This window comes from Alloscardovia venturai (genome assembly GCF_042676605.1).
Lineage (GTDB): Bacteria > Actinomycetota > Actinomycetes > Actinomycetales > Bifidobacteriaceae > Alloscardovia > Alloscardovia venturai.
This window is the reverse complement of sequence record NZ_JBHTHQ010000024.1, coordinates 1-16,073: the sequence shown is the minus strand read 5'-3', so window position 1 is coordinate 16,073 and position 16,073 is coordinate 1. Positions and strand designations below refer to the sequence as shown.

14 protein-coding genes are annotated in these 16,073 nt (G+C 45.9%); 7 read left to right on the top strand and 7 right to left on the bottom strand.

Features of this window, described 5'->3' with window-relative positions; translation table 11 throughout:
- The first annotated feature begins 545 nt into the window (after positions 1–545).
- The 3 genes from ACFQY8_RS07620 to ACFQY8_RS07610 all read left to right on the top strand — a co-directional run bounded on the left by ACFQY8_RS07620 (position 546) and on the right by ACFQY8_RS07610 (position 2,466).
- Positions 546–1,364: a tyrosine-type recombinase/integrase gene (locus ACFQY8_RS07620; RefSeq protein ID WP_377939355.1), complete on the top strand. Its 819-nt coding sequence runs from the start codon at positions 546–548 to the stop codon at positions 1,362–1,364.
- A gap of 128 nt (positions 1,365–1,492) precedes the next feature.
- A complete protein-coding gene (locus tag ACFQY8_RS07615) occupies positions 1,493–2,008 on the top strand; it encodes a Panacea domain-containing protein (protein WP_377939354.1) in 516 nt (171 codons plus the stop codon).
- Positions 2,005–2,466 carry a type II toxin-antitoxin system death-on-curing family toxin gene (locus ACFQY8_RS07610; protein WP_377939352.1) on the top strand — a complete coding sequence of 154 codons (462 nt, stop codon included), beginning with the start codon at positions 2,005–2,007 and terminating at the stop codon, positions 2,464–2,466. The genes ACFQY8_RS07615 and ACFQY8_RS07610 overlap by 4 nt, the downstream gene beginning before the upstream one ends.
- Before the next feature lie 194 nt (positions 2,467–2,660).
- Here ACFQY8_RS07610 and ACFQY8_RS07605 read toward each other — a convergent pair whose 3' ends face one another.
- Positions 2,661–2,852, bottom strand: a complete 192-nt coding sequence (locus tag ACFQY8_RS07605) for a hypothetical protein (protein WP_377939350.1) — start codon at positions 2,850–2,852, stop codon at positions 2,661–2,663.
- A complete protein-coding gene (locus ACFQY8_RS07600; RefSeq protein ID WP_377939348.1) occupies positions 2,849–3,007 on the bottom strand; it encodes a hypothetical protein in 159 nt (52 codons plus the stop codon). Before ACFQY8_RS07600 ends, ACFQY8_RS07605 begins: the two co-directional genes overlap by 4 nt.
- A gap of 392 nt (positions 3,008–3,399) precedes the next feature.
- Between ACFQY8_RS07600 and ACFQY8_RS07595 the strand changes: the two genes are divergently transcribed.
- Complete coding sequence (locus ACFQY8_RS07595; protein ID WP_377939347.1) at positions 3,400–3,774, top strand: hypothetical protein; 375 nt, start codon at positions 3,400–3,402, stop codon at positions 3,772–3,774.
- Positions 3,775–3,848: 74 nt separating this feature from the next.
- Positions 3,849–4,055: a hypothetical protein gene (locus tag ACFQY8_RS07590; protein ID WP_377939346.1), complete on the top strand. Its 207-nt coding sequence runs from the start codon at positions 3,849–3,851 to the stop codon at positions 4,053–4,055.
- Positions 4,056–4,374: 319 nt separating this feature from the next.
- On the opposite strand, the gene ACFQY8_RS07585 is transcribed toward ACFQY8_RS07590, so the two are convergent.
- The 4 genes from ACFQY8_RS07585 to ACFQY8_RS07570 form a co-directional block, all read right to left on the bottom strand.
- A complete protein-coding gene (locus ACFQY8_RS07585) occupies positions 4,375–6,087 on the bottom strand; it encodes an ABC transporter family substrate-binding protein (RefSeq protein ID WP_377939345.1) in 1,713 nt (570 codons plus the stop codon).
- Positions 6,088–6,216: 129 nt separating this feature from the next.
- Positions 6,217–8,304 (bottom strand): dipeptide ABC transporter ATP-binding protein, encoded by a 2,088-nt coding sequence (locus ACFQY8_RS07580; RefSeq protein ID WP_377939344.1) that lies wholly within the window; start codon positions 8,302–8,304, stop codon positions 6,217–6,219.
- 52 nt (positions 8,305–8,356) lie between these two features.
- Positions 8,357–9,301, bottom strand: coding sequence for an ABC transporter permease (locus tag ACFQY8_RS07575; protein ID WP_377939343.1), 945 nt, complete (start codon positions 9,299–9,301; stop codon positions 8,357–8,359).
- A gap of 32 nt (positions 9,302–9,333) precedes the next feature.
- Complete coding sequence (locus ACFQY8_RS07570; RefSeq protein ID WP_377939341.1) at positions 9,334–10,317, bottom strand: ABC transporter permease; 984 nt, start codon at positions 10,315–10,317, stop codon at positions 9,334–9,336.
- A gap of 392 nt (positions 10,318–10,709) precedes the next feature.
- Between ACFQY8_RS07570 and ACFQY8_RS07565 the strand changes: the two genes are divergently transcribed.
- Positions 10,710–12,122, top strand: coding sequence for a C1 family peptidase (locus ACFQY8_RS07565; RefSeq protein WP_377939339.1), 1,413 nt, complete (start codon positions 10,710–10,712; stop codon positions 12,120–12,122).
- 169 nt (positions 12,123–12,291) lie between these two features.
- Positions 12,292–14,292 carry a DUF6020 family protein gene (locus ACFQY8_RS07560; RefSeq protein WP_377939338.1) on the top strand — a complete coding sequence of 667 codons (2,001 nt, stop codon included), beginning with the start codon at positions 12,292–12,294 and terminating at the stop codon, positions 14,290–14,292.
- 154 nt (positions 14,293–14,446) lie between these two features.
- Here ACFQY8_RS07560 and araA read toward each other — a convergent pair whose 3' ends face one another.
- Positions 14,447–15,955, bottom strand: coding sequence for an L-arabinose isomerase (araA, locus tag ACFQY8_RS07555; RefSeq protein ID WP_377939337.1), 1,509 nt, complete (start codon positions 15,953–15,955; stop codon positions 14,447–14,449).
- Positions 15,956–16,073 lie beyond the last annotated feature (118 nt).

Here is a 16,073-nt window from a genome sequence, read left to right as displayed (position 1 = left end):
ATTCCACAAGAGCGAGCACCGACAAGATTTTTATTACTAACTAGCCAGCAACACATTTTGTCCTATAAGCCTCTCTTTTTCGGTTGCAAGTTTTTGTCCTATTTTGCCCTTTTTTGACATTAAAAGGCAGACCAAAAGGCAGACCTAATCTATTCGCATTAACACGAAGTAGATAAGGATCCCGCTCATGTCTCACACACGCCGCCATGCGAACGGTACAGGTTACGAATTCAAAGATGCCAAAGGCTGGCACATCGTTAAGAAAATGGGTATCAACCCAGCCACAGGCAAACCACGTTCCGTAAGCGCTATCGCGCCAACAAAAACCCAAGCTCGCGAAAAACTCGAAACCAAAATACAAACCCTCCAGAACCATGGAGTAGTCCCACTATCCTCCATGCCAACATTCGAACGATACGTTGAACACTGGCTCACCACTATGACCCGCAACGTCAAACCACGCGTCATAGCCGCCTACAAGAGCGAATCACGCCAACTCACCAGCAAACTCGGCAAACTTCCCCCCCCTCGACCAAATAACAGCCATGCACATCGAATACGCGCTCGACCAGCTCAGCCAAGGACGCTCCAGCAAAACCATCCACAACTACTACATCCGCATACGCCAAATCATGAAAGCCGCACTCAGAGAAAAACTCATACCAACCAACCCCGTAGACGCCGTCATCCCACCACGCTACGAAATCAAAGAAACCTGCATCATGAACACAGGCGAACCACAAAAAGCCATCAACACACTCAACAACGATACGAATCCTGACGCACACATGTGGCAAACCATGTTCACACTTGCCTTCGCCACAGGCATGCGTCAAGCCGAACGCTTCGGACTAACCCCTTCAGAACTCATCACCATCGACGGAATCCACGGCATCCAAATCACACATCAACTCCAACACCTCACCACAAACATGACCATACCAAACTGGCTCAACGCCACCCACATCACCGGCAACTTCTACCTCCTCCCACCAAAAACCAAACAAGGCAAACGCTTCATACCCCTCAACACACAACTATGGATAGACCTCAACGCGCTCGCAAACACAAACTGCACTAAACCAACAGACCTCATCTTCACACGCGACGGGCAGCCACTCACCAGCAACGTAGAACGCCGAAAATGGAAACAAGCACTCCAAGCCGCAGGACTGCCCTACACCACCATGAGAGCCGCACGCCACTTCTTCAGCACACACCTCGCACAAACCGGAGCAAGCGAAGACGCAAGACTCGCCATCATGAGCCACGCAAAAATCACAACAACCGCAGGCTACACACACTGGACACCAGCCGCGCTCGCACAATACGCTAACCAAGCACGCGAAGCCGTCACGCAATAAGAGGAAAGACAGAAGAGGAGCGTATATGGCTTTTTCACTCCCGCATGTAATATTGTGTATACAACTTGCAGTATTGACACAATACGCGTATCATTTTCACTTTACCCGGAAAGTTATTGGAGGTTGCAATGGCTAATACAGCACTCAATGTTGCAAACGCGTTCATCACACGCTACCCTCAACATCTTTTCACTAACCTCTCCTTAAATAAGCTCGTCTACTTTGCCCAAGTAGAAAGCCTTAAAAAGACAGGAAAAGTGCTTTTTGACTCTGAAATTCAAGCATGGTCATACGGTCCAGTAGAGCCAGAGGTTTATCATACCTTCAGCCGTTACGGAAGCATGCCCATACTCGTACAGTCCTCACTCCAGAAGACAGACGACTACACAAACGAAATCGTAGACTCCGTCATCAAGCAATACGGATTCTTGTCCGCATTCGACCTCGTAACATACTCCCACCGCCAAAACAGCGCATGGAGCAACGTATACGATGGAACACGAAACAAAACAATAACAGTACAAGACATCCTAAAATCCGATGACATTACTTCACTACCTAAAAAAGTAGGAACACTCGCCCAAGGAGTGGAAGACGTCTACGACAAGTACCGCAACACATTCAAACTCTTAGGTGACGCGTGAACACGGACTGCATTGACTACAACGAGGAACAACTCAACGCTCTCGTAGAAGACATCATGAAAATACATGACTTCCTCATACAAGAGCAAGGTCTCAATGCAGCCCGTCCCGAAAGTAGAGCAAAAATAAACTCCGCAGCATACGCATGCTTCGTCTCCAAATACGGGCGACCATTCAACAAAACACACAACTACAACGACATCTACGACCAAGTATCAGACTTCGCCTACCACTTAGCGCTAGACCACCCATTCGCAGACGCAAACAAAAGGACGACAGTCATGACCACACTCGTCCTCCTCTACATCAACGGAATTAACCTAGAATTCGACGACTCCAGAATCATCACACACAACAAACTCTACAAATGGATACAAGACCTCGTACAACGCGATAAAACACGAGAAGAACTCGCTCAGGAACTCAGAGAAAACTCAACACCACTAACAACAAACTAAAGTCACCAGCCGCGCTCGCGGTTACTGATGGTTTTAAGTCGTCTAACTGGGGTGTATTGATTGTTGGCGTGATTGGTATTGCACAGACTCTTTATACTGTGTATGACGGTACGAAGACTGTGATCACGGCATAGTAAAAGTTTGAGCTCCTCACTTGCCCTTATTCTTTTTTGGGTTTAGTGGGGAGCTCTTTTTTATCGCTCTTTTCGTGGTCTACCGCCATGTCCTGGACGGCGGGCGTTCCATTGGTCGATGGTTGTTTTACTCCAGCCTTTCACTTGACCAACTGTTACATCCGGTTCTGGGAGGTTGAGGGTGTTAAAAGCTCCGCGAGATATTCCCAGGTATTCTGCTGCTTCGCTTGAGCTCAGGAAGTGTTCTGTCATTTTCTATCCTTCCACAGCACTGCAACACTTGCCCATACGATTGTTATGCATACCCAGATGACCGTTTTAACTACGCTATGCATAATAAGAGCCTCATACAATGCTGTAATGCCTGTCAGAACGGCGATAACGATAAAAGTATATTTTGCTTTCATGATTGATCTGATTTAGACTGGAGAGGTAGCCCCCCTCTGGAGGAGCTACCTGGGAAGCTCACTTTTTATGTTTTGGTGGCTTCTTGAGAGCTACTACTAAAACCTATAACGGTTGATAACGTATCCACTAGGTGGAGTAGTAGCTCTACTATCTCAGTCCATTTCATACTCACCTCCTTTCTTTGTTCATACTTATATCATACGTTGCGAATGAAATAAAGTCAAGTTAAACACTCAATAAAATCAAAATCAACACGTCATAGAAGACGCGATTATTTACTTTCGGCACGAGAATTTACAATATTGCGCCATTGCATGTATGCTAAAGAAAAACTTAATAGTGCGAATAGAAGGCAGACCAAAAGGCAGACCAACTAAATCATACACACCTGATGAAGCCAGTATTTGCAGGGGTTACGAGCGAAGTTCAAAAAGTCTTCCAAACTGATTACGCGGGTTCGATTCCCGTCATCCGCTCCACTTCTCAGCCCAATGTTTCCAAGGCTTCTCAAGCATTTCACAACCATCGTAGGCTATGCTCATTCTTGCAAGTTTTCCGCCTATTTCCCACTATTTCCGCGGTTAAATATACACCAAAATATACACCTACACTTGCGCTACCAGCCCCTGAAAAAAACAGGGCAGACAGCAAGAAAAGATCCACACAAATGACAACGAAATATACAACACGCCGCGAAAACGGAACAGGCACTCTCTGGCAAGACGACAAAGGCAAATCAGGACTCATTATTCGACACTATTCTTAGTTTCATATTGTTTACTACTAATCTTCTAGTTAAACATAATTCTATTATGACCGTATATAGTAAAGGAGTTGATTATGAATACAAAAAGAAAGACATTTAAAGTAGTTCTTGCCAGCCTCGTAAGCACAGCTTTACTTGCAGTAAGCTTTACAGCAGGAATACATTCTGCAAGTGCACAAGTTGTTTGCCAGAATTGGGTACGCGGCAAATCATGTACAGATCTTTCTACGCCTCCAAAGTGCTTTGCTGTAAAGCATAATCTTTGGGCTTGCAATAAGTGAATACATAGTCTTTACAATTGTCACCCCACCATCTTTAAATCCGATAGTAGGGTGACATATTTTGTATATTCTAAAGTGCATATTCAAGACCGACCTTTAAGACATCAGGCGGACATGTACCATTGAGCAAATAGAATTTGATACTCAGTCTATAAAATACAACAATCTTTGCAGAACCACATAAAGTACTAAAAGTACTATTGGATAGCACAAATTAAATACTCTATGTTTCTCTATTACCTACAGCCTATAAATAAACTGCTCACCCACAAAGTGGATGAGCAGTTTACTGTACATTACTAAAATGAATTATTTCCGCTTACTTCTGGAAACCAACATTTTCAGGAAGCACAGTCTGGAACCCTGCAGGACCCCAGTTAGCGAGACCCTTCTTTACTGCATAGAAGCTTGCAGGAGAGTCCATTGGCAAAGTACCGTAGAGCGCAAGAGCAGCCTTCTCTGCAGCATTTGCGGCCTTCATAGATTCTTTCTGATTTTCAATAGTGCCGATCTTCTTGATGAGCGCATCAACAGAAGCATCGCCCACGTACGTGTAGTTAGAATCAGACTTAGAGCCATAAAGCTGATTTACACTAGCTTGCCCATATGGAGAGTTGGAAGACCAAGCCATAGGAAGAATCTCATACTTACCAGAAACTACAGTTTCAGAAAACTTGGAGGACTGGAGATTTACAAGCTTAATCTTGATACCGGCAGTCTTCATCATCTGTTGGAATGCTTTAGCCATTGCAGTTCCAGTAGCAGCATCACCGAAGTAGGTATAAGAAATTTCTAGAGTCTTACCATCTTTTGCGTAGTAGCCGTCAGAACCCTTCTTATAGCCAGCAGCCTCGAGGGTCTTACCAGCACCTGCAACGTCAGTCTTATTACCTTCAGCAGGCATATTATTCTGGTAGCCTTCTTGATATACCGGGAATACTTCAGAGCCTGGAGCATCTGGAGTCCAGTTCAAACCTTGGAAGTGTACCTTCTCCATCTGCTCACGGTTAAACGCCTGAATGACAGCCTTACGAACCTGCTTATCCTTCAACACATCAGACTTGCCGTTGAAAGTAAGGACATTTACTTGGTTAGAGTAGCCAAGACGAATCTGGATGTCTTTACGTGCCTTAACTGTCTTCAATGATGCAGCAGAAGAGAACGTAGTGGAATCAAGCTCACCATTAGCGAATGCATTGAGTTCAGCAGTTGGCTCCATATACTTATAAACAATTTTATCGAGCTTTGGCTTTGTTCCCCACCAGTTTTCATTGCGCTCAAAAGTTACCTTATCTTGAGAAACAGAGGTTACCTTGAATGGACCTGCTGCCCATTCATTGTGAGCATTATCAACCCAGCCAGAAGCATAGGTCTTAGTATCCACTGCTTGCGGCGGGTAAAGTGGGCTGAAGAGAGACTGCCATGGATAGTAAGGTTCAGAGAATGTAACGACAGCCTGCTTAGCATTATCTCCCGGCTTTACGGAAGCAATCTTGTCATAGCCATCAGTATTAGCTGCGGTGTAAGCCTCGTTAGTAGCGTTGCTTACTTTCCATGTAGACTCGAAAGCTGTCCAATCGATAGCCCTACCATCGTTCCACTTCGCCTTGTCATTAATGGTGTACTTGATGGTCAAAGGATTATCAGAAGTCTTCTCAACCTTAGTAATGAAGTCCGGATTCCAAGTCTGATTACCCTTCAAATCAAAGGTGGCGAGATTTGGCATATACCATGACCAGAGCTGATTCATATAGCCTGTGTTGCCATCGACAGAGAGCTGGTTCCAGTTAGCGGTGTATGTCGTAGCAAGATTCAGAGTACCGCCATCCTTGATATTGTCGCGATCCTGCGTATTGTCATATGCCTTAGCCTTATCAGGCATTGGGTAAGCACCCTTATAGTCTGCAGCAAAACCTGCATTTGGCTCGGCAGCACCAGTCTTTGTAGAAGCTGTGCCGCAGCCTGCTAGGAGCATAGCAACAGCAGAAGCTGCAGCTACTACACCCGTAATCTTTGTGAAGTTAGCCTTCATTTTTCTTTCCTCTTTCGCGAAAATCGCTATGCCGAAGCTTGGTAGGTATAACGCTTCACACATTCATAAGACCATATAGTTTCGGCAACCATATAGACAGATGTGCTAGATTGTCGTAATAAAAACGGCTTACCTACCAATGCTAATCCAATGGCACGCCGCACGGTGGTCGGTGTCCCACGTTTTGGTCACAGGTACTTGTGTATCACATACATGCTTCTGTTCATCAGTCAACGTCTGATAAAGAGGGCAGCGCGATGCAAAAGCACATCCTTCAATCTTCTCAGTAGGGGAAGGAAGTTCGCCCTGTAACACGATTCGATCATGACTGCGCTCAAATTCTGGATCTGGCACAGGCACGGCAGATAAGAGAGCCTTGGTGTAAGGGTGCAATGGATTATCAAACACTGCACTAATAGAACCAGACTCCACGATAGACCCCAAGTACATCACTGCTACTCGGGATGAAATATGGCGGATTACAGATAAGTTATGTGCTACAAAGAGGTAAGCTACACCAAGCTCATTCTGCAAATCTTCAAGTAGGTTAATCACACCCGCCTGAATGGAAACATCCAACGCAGATACAGGTTCATCAAGCAAAATTAGCTTTGGATTTACAGCAAGAGCACGAGCAATTGCGATACGCTGACGCTGACCTCCTGAGAACTGGGATGGGAATCGATCCACTTGGTCAGGCTTCAGCCCTACGAGTTCCATAAGTTCAGTGATACGAGAAGCAATCTCCTGCTTATTCATGCCAATCACTTTCATAGGTTCAGCAAGAATATCATAGATTGGCAGGCGTGGATCAAGAGAACTCATTGGATCTTGGAAAACATACTGTACGTTAGAGTGCATCATGGCGCGATCGGTCTTTGACTGTTTCTCAGAAACATCATGACCGAAGAGTTCAATCTTTCCAGCTTCAGGCTTCTTAAGAGCCATAATTTCAAGCAAGGTGGTGGATTTACCAGAACCAGACTCGCCTACAAGTGCGATAGTTTCACCTTCACGAATATGAATTGTCACGTCATTCGCCGCGTGAACTTCGCCAATTTTACGGCGTAAGAACCCCTTAGTAATCGGGAATGTCTTCCTTAGATGCTCTACGGAAAGAACCATTGCACGCTCTTCACGAGGTATGCCTTCGAACTTTGAAGGAATAGACTTGCCTACAGCATAAACATCAGAGAAGGTCAGCCCTTTTTCTACAATCATGTCATTCTTAAAGCATGCAGAATACTGATTATCTCGATTATTGACAGCCCATAATTCAGGCTCAGATTCATAACACTCTTCAGTAGCTAATGGGCAGCGTTCAGCGAATGGACATCCTTGTGGCAGTTCCACCAAATTCACAGGGTTGCCAGGAATTGGTACAAGACGGTTCACTTTTTTATCAGCGCGTGGGACAGCACCAAGCAACCCCATAGAATATGGCATCACAGGACGATAGAAAATATCATCTACGTGTGCTTTCTCTACAGGACGACCCGCATACATCACGATGATCTCATCTGCAATCGAGGCAATAACGCCTAAATCATGGGTGATAAAGATAAGAGCAGCGCCAGTCTCCTTCTGCGCTTTCTTCAGTACCTCAAGAACCTGCGCTTGGATAGTTACATCCAAAGCAGTTGTTGGTTCATCCGCGATAATGACGTCAGGATTATTAGCAATCGCCATAGCAATCACTACACGCTGACGCATACCACCGGAGAACTGATGCGGAAATGCAATCAAACGTTCTTCTGCATTTGGAATTCCTACGAGCGTCAAAAGTTCAATGGAACGTTCACGAATCCGCTCCTTAGTCATCTCAGGATTATGAATTACTAAAGCTTCTTCAAGCTGCTGCCCGATTGTATATACAGGTGTTAGAGCAGACAGAGGATCCTGAAATATCATAGCGATATTCTTACCACGAAGTTCGCTCATCTGAGCATCAGACTTCGTTAAGAGTTCTTCACCTTTGTAGGTAACGGAACCGTGAACGCTTGCATTACGGTCAAGTAGCCCCATGATAGCCATAGAAGTTACAGACTTACCTGAGCCTGACTCGCCGACGATGCCGAGAGTTTCTCCAGCCTTCAAATCAAAACTTATACCACGAACAGCTGGAACCGTACCTGCCTCAGATGCGAAGTTAACTCTAAGGTCCTTGACGCTCAGCACTGTCTCTGCTGGAGCTACTGTTTTTCTAAATTCAGACATATTAAAAACCTAAAAACTTTCTGAAGACTCTTCAACGGATGAATGCCAAGTTTTATTCAGCCTTGCCGCCGGAACGGGAGTTAGGATCAAGTGCATCGCGAAGACCATCACCAATCATCTGCATAGAGAAGCACAGCACAATCAGTACAAGAGATGGGAAGATTAGGGTCCATGGCTGAGTCATGATAGCCGACTGACCTTCATTGAGAATAGTTCCCAGAGAAGTATCAGGAGCCTTAATACCGAGACCAAGGAAAGACAAAGATGTTTCAGATGCAACAGTAGTAACAGCTGTAAGAACAGTATCAATAATCAAAATAGAGCCAAGGTTTGGAACTAGATGACGGAGAATAATGACGAATGAATTAACGCCCATGAACTTCGATGCACGAATATAATCAAGCTCGCGAAGACTCATTGTCATGGTGCGGAGCACACGTGCCTGTCCAATCCACCCTAAGACAGTCAAACCGAAAATCAGCCAGAGCCACCCGGAGTCAGACGATGCAGAAGATACCATCATCGCGATAAGCAAGAAGGATGGGATGGCCATAAGCATGTCAACAATCCACATGCCTACCTTTTCAAACCAGCCTTCAAAGAAAGATATGGAAGTACCCACGATTGCTGCAATGATTGTCACGCCCAAAGAACTCACAATAGCGATGACGAGGGAACGACCTAAACCATGAACAACCATCGCATACAAATCAGAACCTTCAGAAGTCGTTCCAAAGTAATGCTCTGCGCTTGGAGGAGCACCAAGATTTGCAAAATCAAGCTCGGTATAATTGTAGTGGGTCAAAAAGCGCCCAAAAATAGCCCATAGCACAAGCACAATAAAAATAATTAAGCCAACAACAGCAGATGTACTGCGGAAATAGCGATGTGCATAAAGCGCCATACGACTCGTTCGTTGGATAGTCTTCTGTCCAGACTCTTCACCATTTTTGCTCTTGTCAGCAGCAACTCCGCGAATCTCATTCTTGTGTGACATATTAACCTCTAAATCTTTCGATAGTCTACCGCTTAGCTCAAGCGAATACGAGGGTCAATCCATGCAGCAAAGATATCTGCGAGAAGCGCACCGGCTAGAGTGCATACACCGGAGAATGCTGCAATAGCTACTGAACCATTAATATCTTGGTTGCTTAACGTCGTAACGAAGTAACGACCAAGACCATTAACTGCGAAGATTGTTTCTGTCAAAGTTGCACCAGTGAATACACCTGCGATGGAGAATGCTACAGACTGTGCTGTAGGAATCAGAGATGTACGAAGAGCATGCTTACGAATTGCTTTATTTAAGGTTAGTCCCTTTGCACGTGCAGTTCGTACGTAATCTGCATTCATAGTGTCAAGCAAATAAGTTCGCTGCGGGAACTGATAACCAACGATAGTTGGGATTGCAAGCACAATTGTAGGAAGAATCAGGTGCTGTAAGAAGTCTAAGAGCCATTTAAGCGGATTTGTGCCATCATAGGAGTGCAAGCCAGTAACAAAGAATACGCGAGATCCGACTCCTGCATTGAAGTAGATAGCGGCAAAAACCACAGCTAGAGCTAAGACGGTAGTCGGCAATGTTAAGAAGAATGAGCCGATGGAGCTTAATACGCGATCCTGCCACTTATATTGCTTAATAGCAGTGTATACACCGAGCGATACACCGATGAGAATGCCCAGTATAGTAGCAATAATTACAAGCTGTAAAGAAGCGGCGATACGTGGCGCAAGCGCAGCATTTACAGAGGATTTATCTGGAGCCAAACCCCAGTTCCAATGAAATACGATGTTCTTGAGCCATGTGAAGTAACGCTGAATAACAGGAGTCTTATCGTTCACGTTAGCCAGAGTCAATGCATTTTCGATAGAAGCCATTGGTGGGCGCGGGTGACGCTCCATATACGTAGAGCGTGGATTTAAGAATGCACTTGCCAAGAAGTACGTCAAAGAGATTGCCACGAACAGCATAACAATGTAGTTCGCAATGCGCTTCACGATGTACTTAATCATAATTCCTATTCTTCCTACTTTACGAAGGTTAATAATAGGCGTGACTATGTATTAAGTCATGTCATAGGTGATGGTGTTAAGCACGAATTTCACATATTGCTGCGTATGTATAGATATTAATATTTATACAGAACTATCGCATATATGCAGTATTTATGCGGAAAACGAGACACGTGCCACTCTCATCCATTACTTCATATCGCAGAAGAAAATCACGACACGCGAGAATTTTTGAGACAAGAGTATCACTATATGTACAAACTCGGGACTGCTCGATGCTCATATTGTAGAATTTGGCATTTTCTTTAGAATTGTCAGACGATACCTGAGCGTATATTCAAAGGGTATTCCATTTATACTCCTTATATATGCATTCGATTCCGAGGACAACTATGGTAAATAAAGCAATTAGCACGACAGATGTAGCATCCTACTCTGCACATTTCAATGAAGATCGCGCAAACCGAGTGGCGGCGAACGCTGCAACTTCTATGGGCGTACTCAAAGCAGCGACTTCGTATGAGGGTGCACGCGAAGTCCCTATGGACTTCACTATCGAACTCAAGCAAGGTTCCATCACCAATCAAGAGCAGTCCGGTCGCTGCTGGATGTTTGCTGGTCTAAACACTTTGCGCTATGAGCTCATGCACAAGTGGAACATTGCCGACTTTGAGTTTTCCGAAAGTTATCTGAATTTCTGGGAGAAAATGGAAAAGGCAAACTCTTTCCTCGAATATGTCATTGAGACCATTGACGAGCCGACTGATTCTCGTATGTTCCAGCATATCAATACTGGTCCTGTCGAGGATGGTAACTGGTATCAGGGCTTTGCAAATCTCGTAGCAAAGTACGGCTTAGTGCCAAAATCCGCTTACCCAGAGTCTGCAAACTCTCGTCACTCTGCTGACATCATTCAGTACACAAACTCCAAGATGCGTGAGTTTGCTATCCAAATGCGTGAAGCTCACAAAAACGGTGCCACCGAAGATGAGGTGCGCGCCATCAAGGCTGAAGCGATGGATGTATGCTATCGTATGCTTTCCATCGGTCTTGGCGAGCCTCCTACAAAGTTTGATTTCTTCGCACGCGTAGAAGACGACGATAAGAAGAGCGCAGATGAGAAGGATACACAGAAAGAGTCTAGCGACAAAAAGTCTAGTAAATCCGGAAAAGATGAACGCAAGCAAATCGTGGATTTGGGTATCACACCGTTAGAATTCTACAAGAAGTATGTTCCCGTTTCTGTCGATGATTTTGAAACTCTCATCAACTCCCCAATTGCTTCTACTCCGTTCGGAAAGCGCTACTCCACGAGGAAGACTGCTACCGTGTATGAAGCAGGTGATATGCAGTTCCTCAACACTGACATGGAGACTTTCCGTGCTGCAGCTGTACAGCAACTCAAAGATGGTCATCCTATCTGGTTCGCATGTGACTGCACGCAGTTTAGCTTGCGTAGTGATGGTTTCTTCGATGAGAACACCGTTCGCGTCGATGAACTCTTCGGCACTCAGTTCGGTATCTCCAAGGCAGACGGCATCGAATACGGTGACTATCCAAGCAATCACGCGATGACTCTTATCGGCGTCAACCTTGACGAGAACGGCAAGCCAAACCGTTGGAAGATTGAAAACTCGTGGGGCAAGGACAACGGTAAAGACGGTTACTACGTAGCATCTGCCGAATGGTTCGACCGTTTCGTCATGGAAGTCGTCATTCGCAAGGAGTACCTGCCACAGGAACTCCTTGATGCCGAAACTGTCGAGCTCGACCCGTGGCAGCCAGTAAGCCGCAAGTCTAACTAGGTCCTCATAGTTAAGTCTTCATAGCTAGGTCTTCATGAGGCAGTTGACTTAGACGCGTTTAATTCGGCACTTAGTTCGGCGCTACGCAGCCCACCTTTCTAAAGGGCATTTGGTATACTTTTCCCAGACCAAATGCCCTTTTTTAGTAGATGAGCTCTCAGGGGAATTCATGACACGACACTTCCGCACTCAGAAAAAACGTATCGCTGACAGTTGCGGAAAAGTGTATGAGCGCCGTTTTACACATGCGCCAAGAGAAAAGACTTCGATTACATTCATGGGTGCACTGAGATGGATTCTTGTGGCTGTGGCATGCACATGGATTGCATTCTGTATGAGCGTGGGTCCTATCTACCGCAAGGATCGTAGTATCCGAACTTTTGGCATAGGCAATACTATTATTTTTGTCCTCGCATGGCTGTGCTGTATGGGCATCGTATGGATTGTGGTGAAACTTAGCCGACCGAAGTCTCACTTTTTAAGGCCATACTTGTCATGGTGGCGCAAAGTACGACAGGCATGCATGCCGCGTGTACGCGCATTGTTTGATAGGTACCCGCGTTTTCATCGCACTATGAGCCATATTCGCCGTTGGTGGATGAGCATCCGTACGCGCATTATTTTTATAACTGACCGATGGTGGAAGATCGCTCTCATTCTGCTTATTTGCTGGGGAATACAGTTTATCCTCGTACCGACAATTTTCGCCGCAGATTTACTGAGCCAGTACAACGAGATGAACCGGTGGATGACATCTCTTAACGGCACGCACGTTCCTTATGCAGATGGCTTCAACGTTGTAGACATTTATCCTATAGCTCACTATATGTGGCCAGATACTCCTACGTATTTGACGAATCAGCACAATATCGTATTAACTTTCATCTACGGCGGAGTGCTTAACCTATCGAAAATGTGGACACGCACCATCGATCTTGGTCTAATCGTCTTATCTGGCACGCAACTTATCTTCGCTATCTTTGCAACTAGCTTTACTCTCCATCGCTGCTTTACATATGCCCATTCGTTACGCGTGTATAATCCTCGCGGCGCATATACTAATCCTCTGAGCGCAAACGCTGAGTGGCGTGCGGTGATTTTGCTTTTCTTCATCCTGAACCCGCAGACGCTCTTTACTACAACTGCACTCACAAAGTCTCCGCTCTTCGCGTGGGCATTCCTGTGGTGGTTTGGACAGTGGTTTGAAGTCTTTAATCGCCGCGATCGCTCGCATATCCCCGCTAGTCTCGTCGCGGGAATTGCCTTTACGACGATGGTCATGCTCTGCAGTGCAAAATACGCAACCTATATCATTGTAGTGCAGGTCGTTCTTATCTTCATCGCCGATCGTAAAAGGTGGCGTGCATATCTCGTAGCACTACTTCTGCCTCTTGTCCTCTTCCAAGGAGCCCTTCTCACTGCCGTCAACTCGGGAACTATTATCTCCGGAGACCCCATAGAAAGTCGCGGTATCCAACTTCAGCAGATTGCACGAGTCATGCGCGATGATCCTCTTGGTGTCCCACAGAATGTGCGTAATGAGCTTCGTCCTATCTTTAATCTCTACACTATGGGCACGAACTACTCCCCCAATGATGCAGACCGCGTGAAGTCTTCTGGCTCAGATGGGAAGGTGGAGACATATAAGTGGGAGACCGTCACAGAAAAAGACATGGTAAACTTCAATAAAGCATGGCTTCAGCTTGGTAAGACTCACCCTGTCGAATACTTTGACGGTTTTATGGCAAAAGTCTATGGATATTTTGACGTCAATGACGAGCCATATGTTGCAACAAGCTACTACGTAGATAATTCACGCATTTCTGAAGCTACACTCCTGCACAGCTGGCTTCCTTTTGTCCGCTTTATCGAACGAACTATAGCCACAGGATTTGGGCATATTCCTGTCATCGGCTGGATAGTTCACGGCAACTTCTATGTTGTAGCGGTCTTACTTATGGGATGTATCGCGCTGCTTCTGAGACGTTGGCGTGACTTGCTACGATACATGCCACTTCTTTTGCTCATGGGAGTGATGATTCTGGCTCCTGCGAACAATTTTGAGCGTCATATGCTTCCCCTCGCTTTTGTGGGCTGGCTCATGGCATTGCACCTCGTACACGAGGCTCACCAAGCCTACTCTCACGCGCGCATATCGCCTGTTATGTAATATCCTCTATAGCGCTTTTGCGGTAAGCCAGTTAAAGAACGCAACAATAATCCCCGTAGCTACGTTTCACAGCCACGAGGATTATTTTTATATATCATGTACGTGGACACGATTGCAAGTGCATAGGCATCTGCCAACCATGATCCAATACGCTTTAGAAGTGCTCGTTCAAGCGATAATACACATCATTGACACGCAAGTTCGTCTCAAACTGCGCTACTGTCGTATTCTCATCGATGACAGCAAGCTCTACACCAGCGATACGCGCGAAGTCTTCCCACGCCTCACGTCCTACTGTCGTCGTCATGCATGTATGGTGTGCCGCGCCAGCTAAGAGCCAGCACTGCGTAGCCTCCTTCAGACCTGGACGTGGCTGCCACAACGCGCGAGCAGTAGGAAGATTTGGCAGCTCTTCATCAGGCTCTACAACATCGACGACGTTCATCACGAGACGGAAACGTTCACGTACATCGCTCATCGCGACGACGACTGCATCCTTCTTCGGCGTCGCTGTGAAAACGAGACGTACTGGATCCTCTTTGCCTCCAATGCCCAATGGATGAATTTCAAGCTTTGGCTTACCATCAGTTTTGAGCGTAGGAGAGACTTCTAGCATATGTGCGCCGAGAATCTTTTCTTTGCCTTTGACGAAGTTATACGAATAGTCTTCCATCAAAGAGCAGCCGCCTTCAAGCCCGTAACCCATGACATTACCGATACGGATGAGCATAGCCGTCTTCCAGTCACCCTCTGCAGAGAAGCCGTAACCATCTGCCATCAAACGCTGCGCTCCTACACCAGGAAGCTGGCGAAGAGCACCCAGATCTTCGAAGTTATCTACGGCAACGGTAGCGCCATTCTCTTCCATCATGTCACGCATGCCAAGCTCTTCTTGAGCAGCGACGTACAAGGACTCGTACCGCTCGCCTAAAAGTTCTGGGGCGACGTCATATTCCTTCTTGTACACTTCAATGAGAGCTTCGACGCGTTCCTTAGATACAGCATTGACATGGTCGACAAGCTCGTTGACCGGCCAGGTATTGACCGATGCACCAAAGACACGTTCTGCCTCGGTCTTATCGCCTTCCGTCACTGCTACATTGCGCATGTTGTCGCCCCAGCGCATCACCTTCATAGTGTTCGCCGCATCCCAACCAGCGCATGCACGTACCCATACGCCGATACGTTCTGCCACATCTGGATCTGCGTAGTGTCCAACGACAACTTTACGCGGAATCCCTAAACGAGTAACGATGTAACCAAATTCACGGTCACCATGAGCTGCTTGGTTGAGGTTCATGAAATCCATATTCATGGTCTTCCAAGGAATTTCCTCATGATGCTGGGTATTAAGCTGAAGGAGAGGTTTCTTGAGTTCATTAAGTCCACGAATCCACATCTTTGCAGGACTGAATGTATGCATCCATGCGATGACGCCGATACATTCAGACGCAGCACTTGCTTCCTGCATGAATACCTTAATAGAATCTGAGTCCTTGAGAGTTGGTTTCAGTACAAGCTTGACAGGAATGGAAGGGCTAGCATCAAGGGTCTCTACAATCTCGCGAGACTGTGCAGCGACCTGCTTCAGTGTCTCCTCACCATAGAGATCTTGAGATCCTACGGCAAACCAAATTTCCTTGCCTTCGAATGGATTCTTCATTGAATTACCTTTCTTTATAATGAAAAACTAAGGTTTTAAAAATCTTCTTAGTGTTGTCCGTAGACGTTTTGGTAGCGGTCATTAAGCTTATCAATATCAGACTGCGGAATAGGAATAA

Coding starts and splice junctions, on each gene's coding strand:
- ACFQY8_RS07620 (WP_377939355.1), top strand. CDS start 546: ATGCACATCGAATACGCGCTCGACCAGCTCAGCCAAGGACGCTCCAGC.
- ACFQY8_RS07615 (WP_377939354.1), top strand. CDS start 1,493: ATGGCTAATACAGCACTCAATGTTGCAAACGCGTTCATCACACGCTAC.
- ACFQY8_RS07605 (WP_377939350.1), bottom strand. CDS start 2,852: ATGACAGAACACTTCCTGAGCTCAAGCGAAGCAGCAGAATACCTGGGA.
- ACFQY8_RS07600 (WP_377939348.1), bottom strand. CDS start 3,007: ATGAAAGCAAAATATACTTTTATCGTTATCGCCGTTCTGACAGGCATT.
- ACFQY8_RS07595 (WP_377939347.1), top strand. CDS start 3,400: ATGAAGCCAGTATTTGCAGGGGTTACGAGCGAAGTTCAAAAAGTCTTC.
- ACFQY8_RS07590 (WP_377939346.1), top strand. CDS start 3,849: ATGAATACAAAAAGAAAGACATTTAAAGTAGTTCTTGCCAGCCTCGTA.
- ACFQY8_RS07585 (WP_377939345.1), bottom strand. CDS start 6,087: ATGAAGGCTAACTTCACAAAGATTACGGGTGTAGTAGCTGCAGCTTCT.
- ACFQY8_RS07580 (WP_377939344.1), bottom strand. CDS start 8,304: ATGTCTGAATTTAGAAAAACAGTAGCTCCAGCAGAGACAGTGCTGAGC.
- ACFQY8_RS07575 (WP_377939343.1), bottom strand. CDS start 9,301: ATGTCACACAAGAATGAGATTCGCGGAGTTGCTGCTGACAAGAGCAAA.
- ACFQY8_RS07570 (WP_377939341.1), bottom strand. CDS start 10,317: ATGATTAAGTACATCGTGAAGCGCATTGCGAACTACATTGTTATGCTG.
- ACFQY8_RS07565 (WP_377939339.1), top strand. CDS start 10,710: ATGGTAAATAAAGCAATTAGCACGACAGATGTAGCATCCTACTCTGCA.
- ACFQY8_RS07560 (WP_377939338.1), top strand. CDS start 12,292: ATGACACGACACTTCCGCACTCAGAAAAAACGTATCGCTGACAGTTGC.
- araA (WP_377939337.1), bottom strand. CDS start 15,955: ATGAAGAATCCATTCGAAGGCAAGGAAATTTGGTTTGCCGTAGGATCT.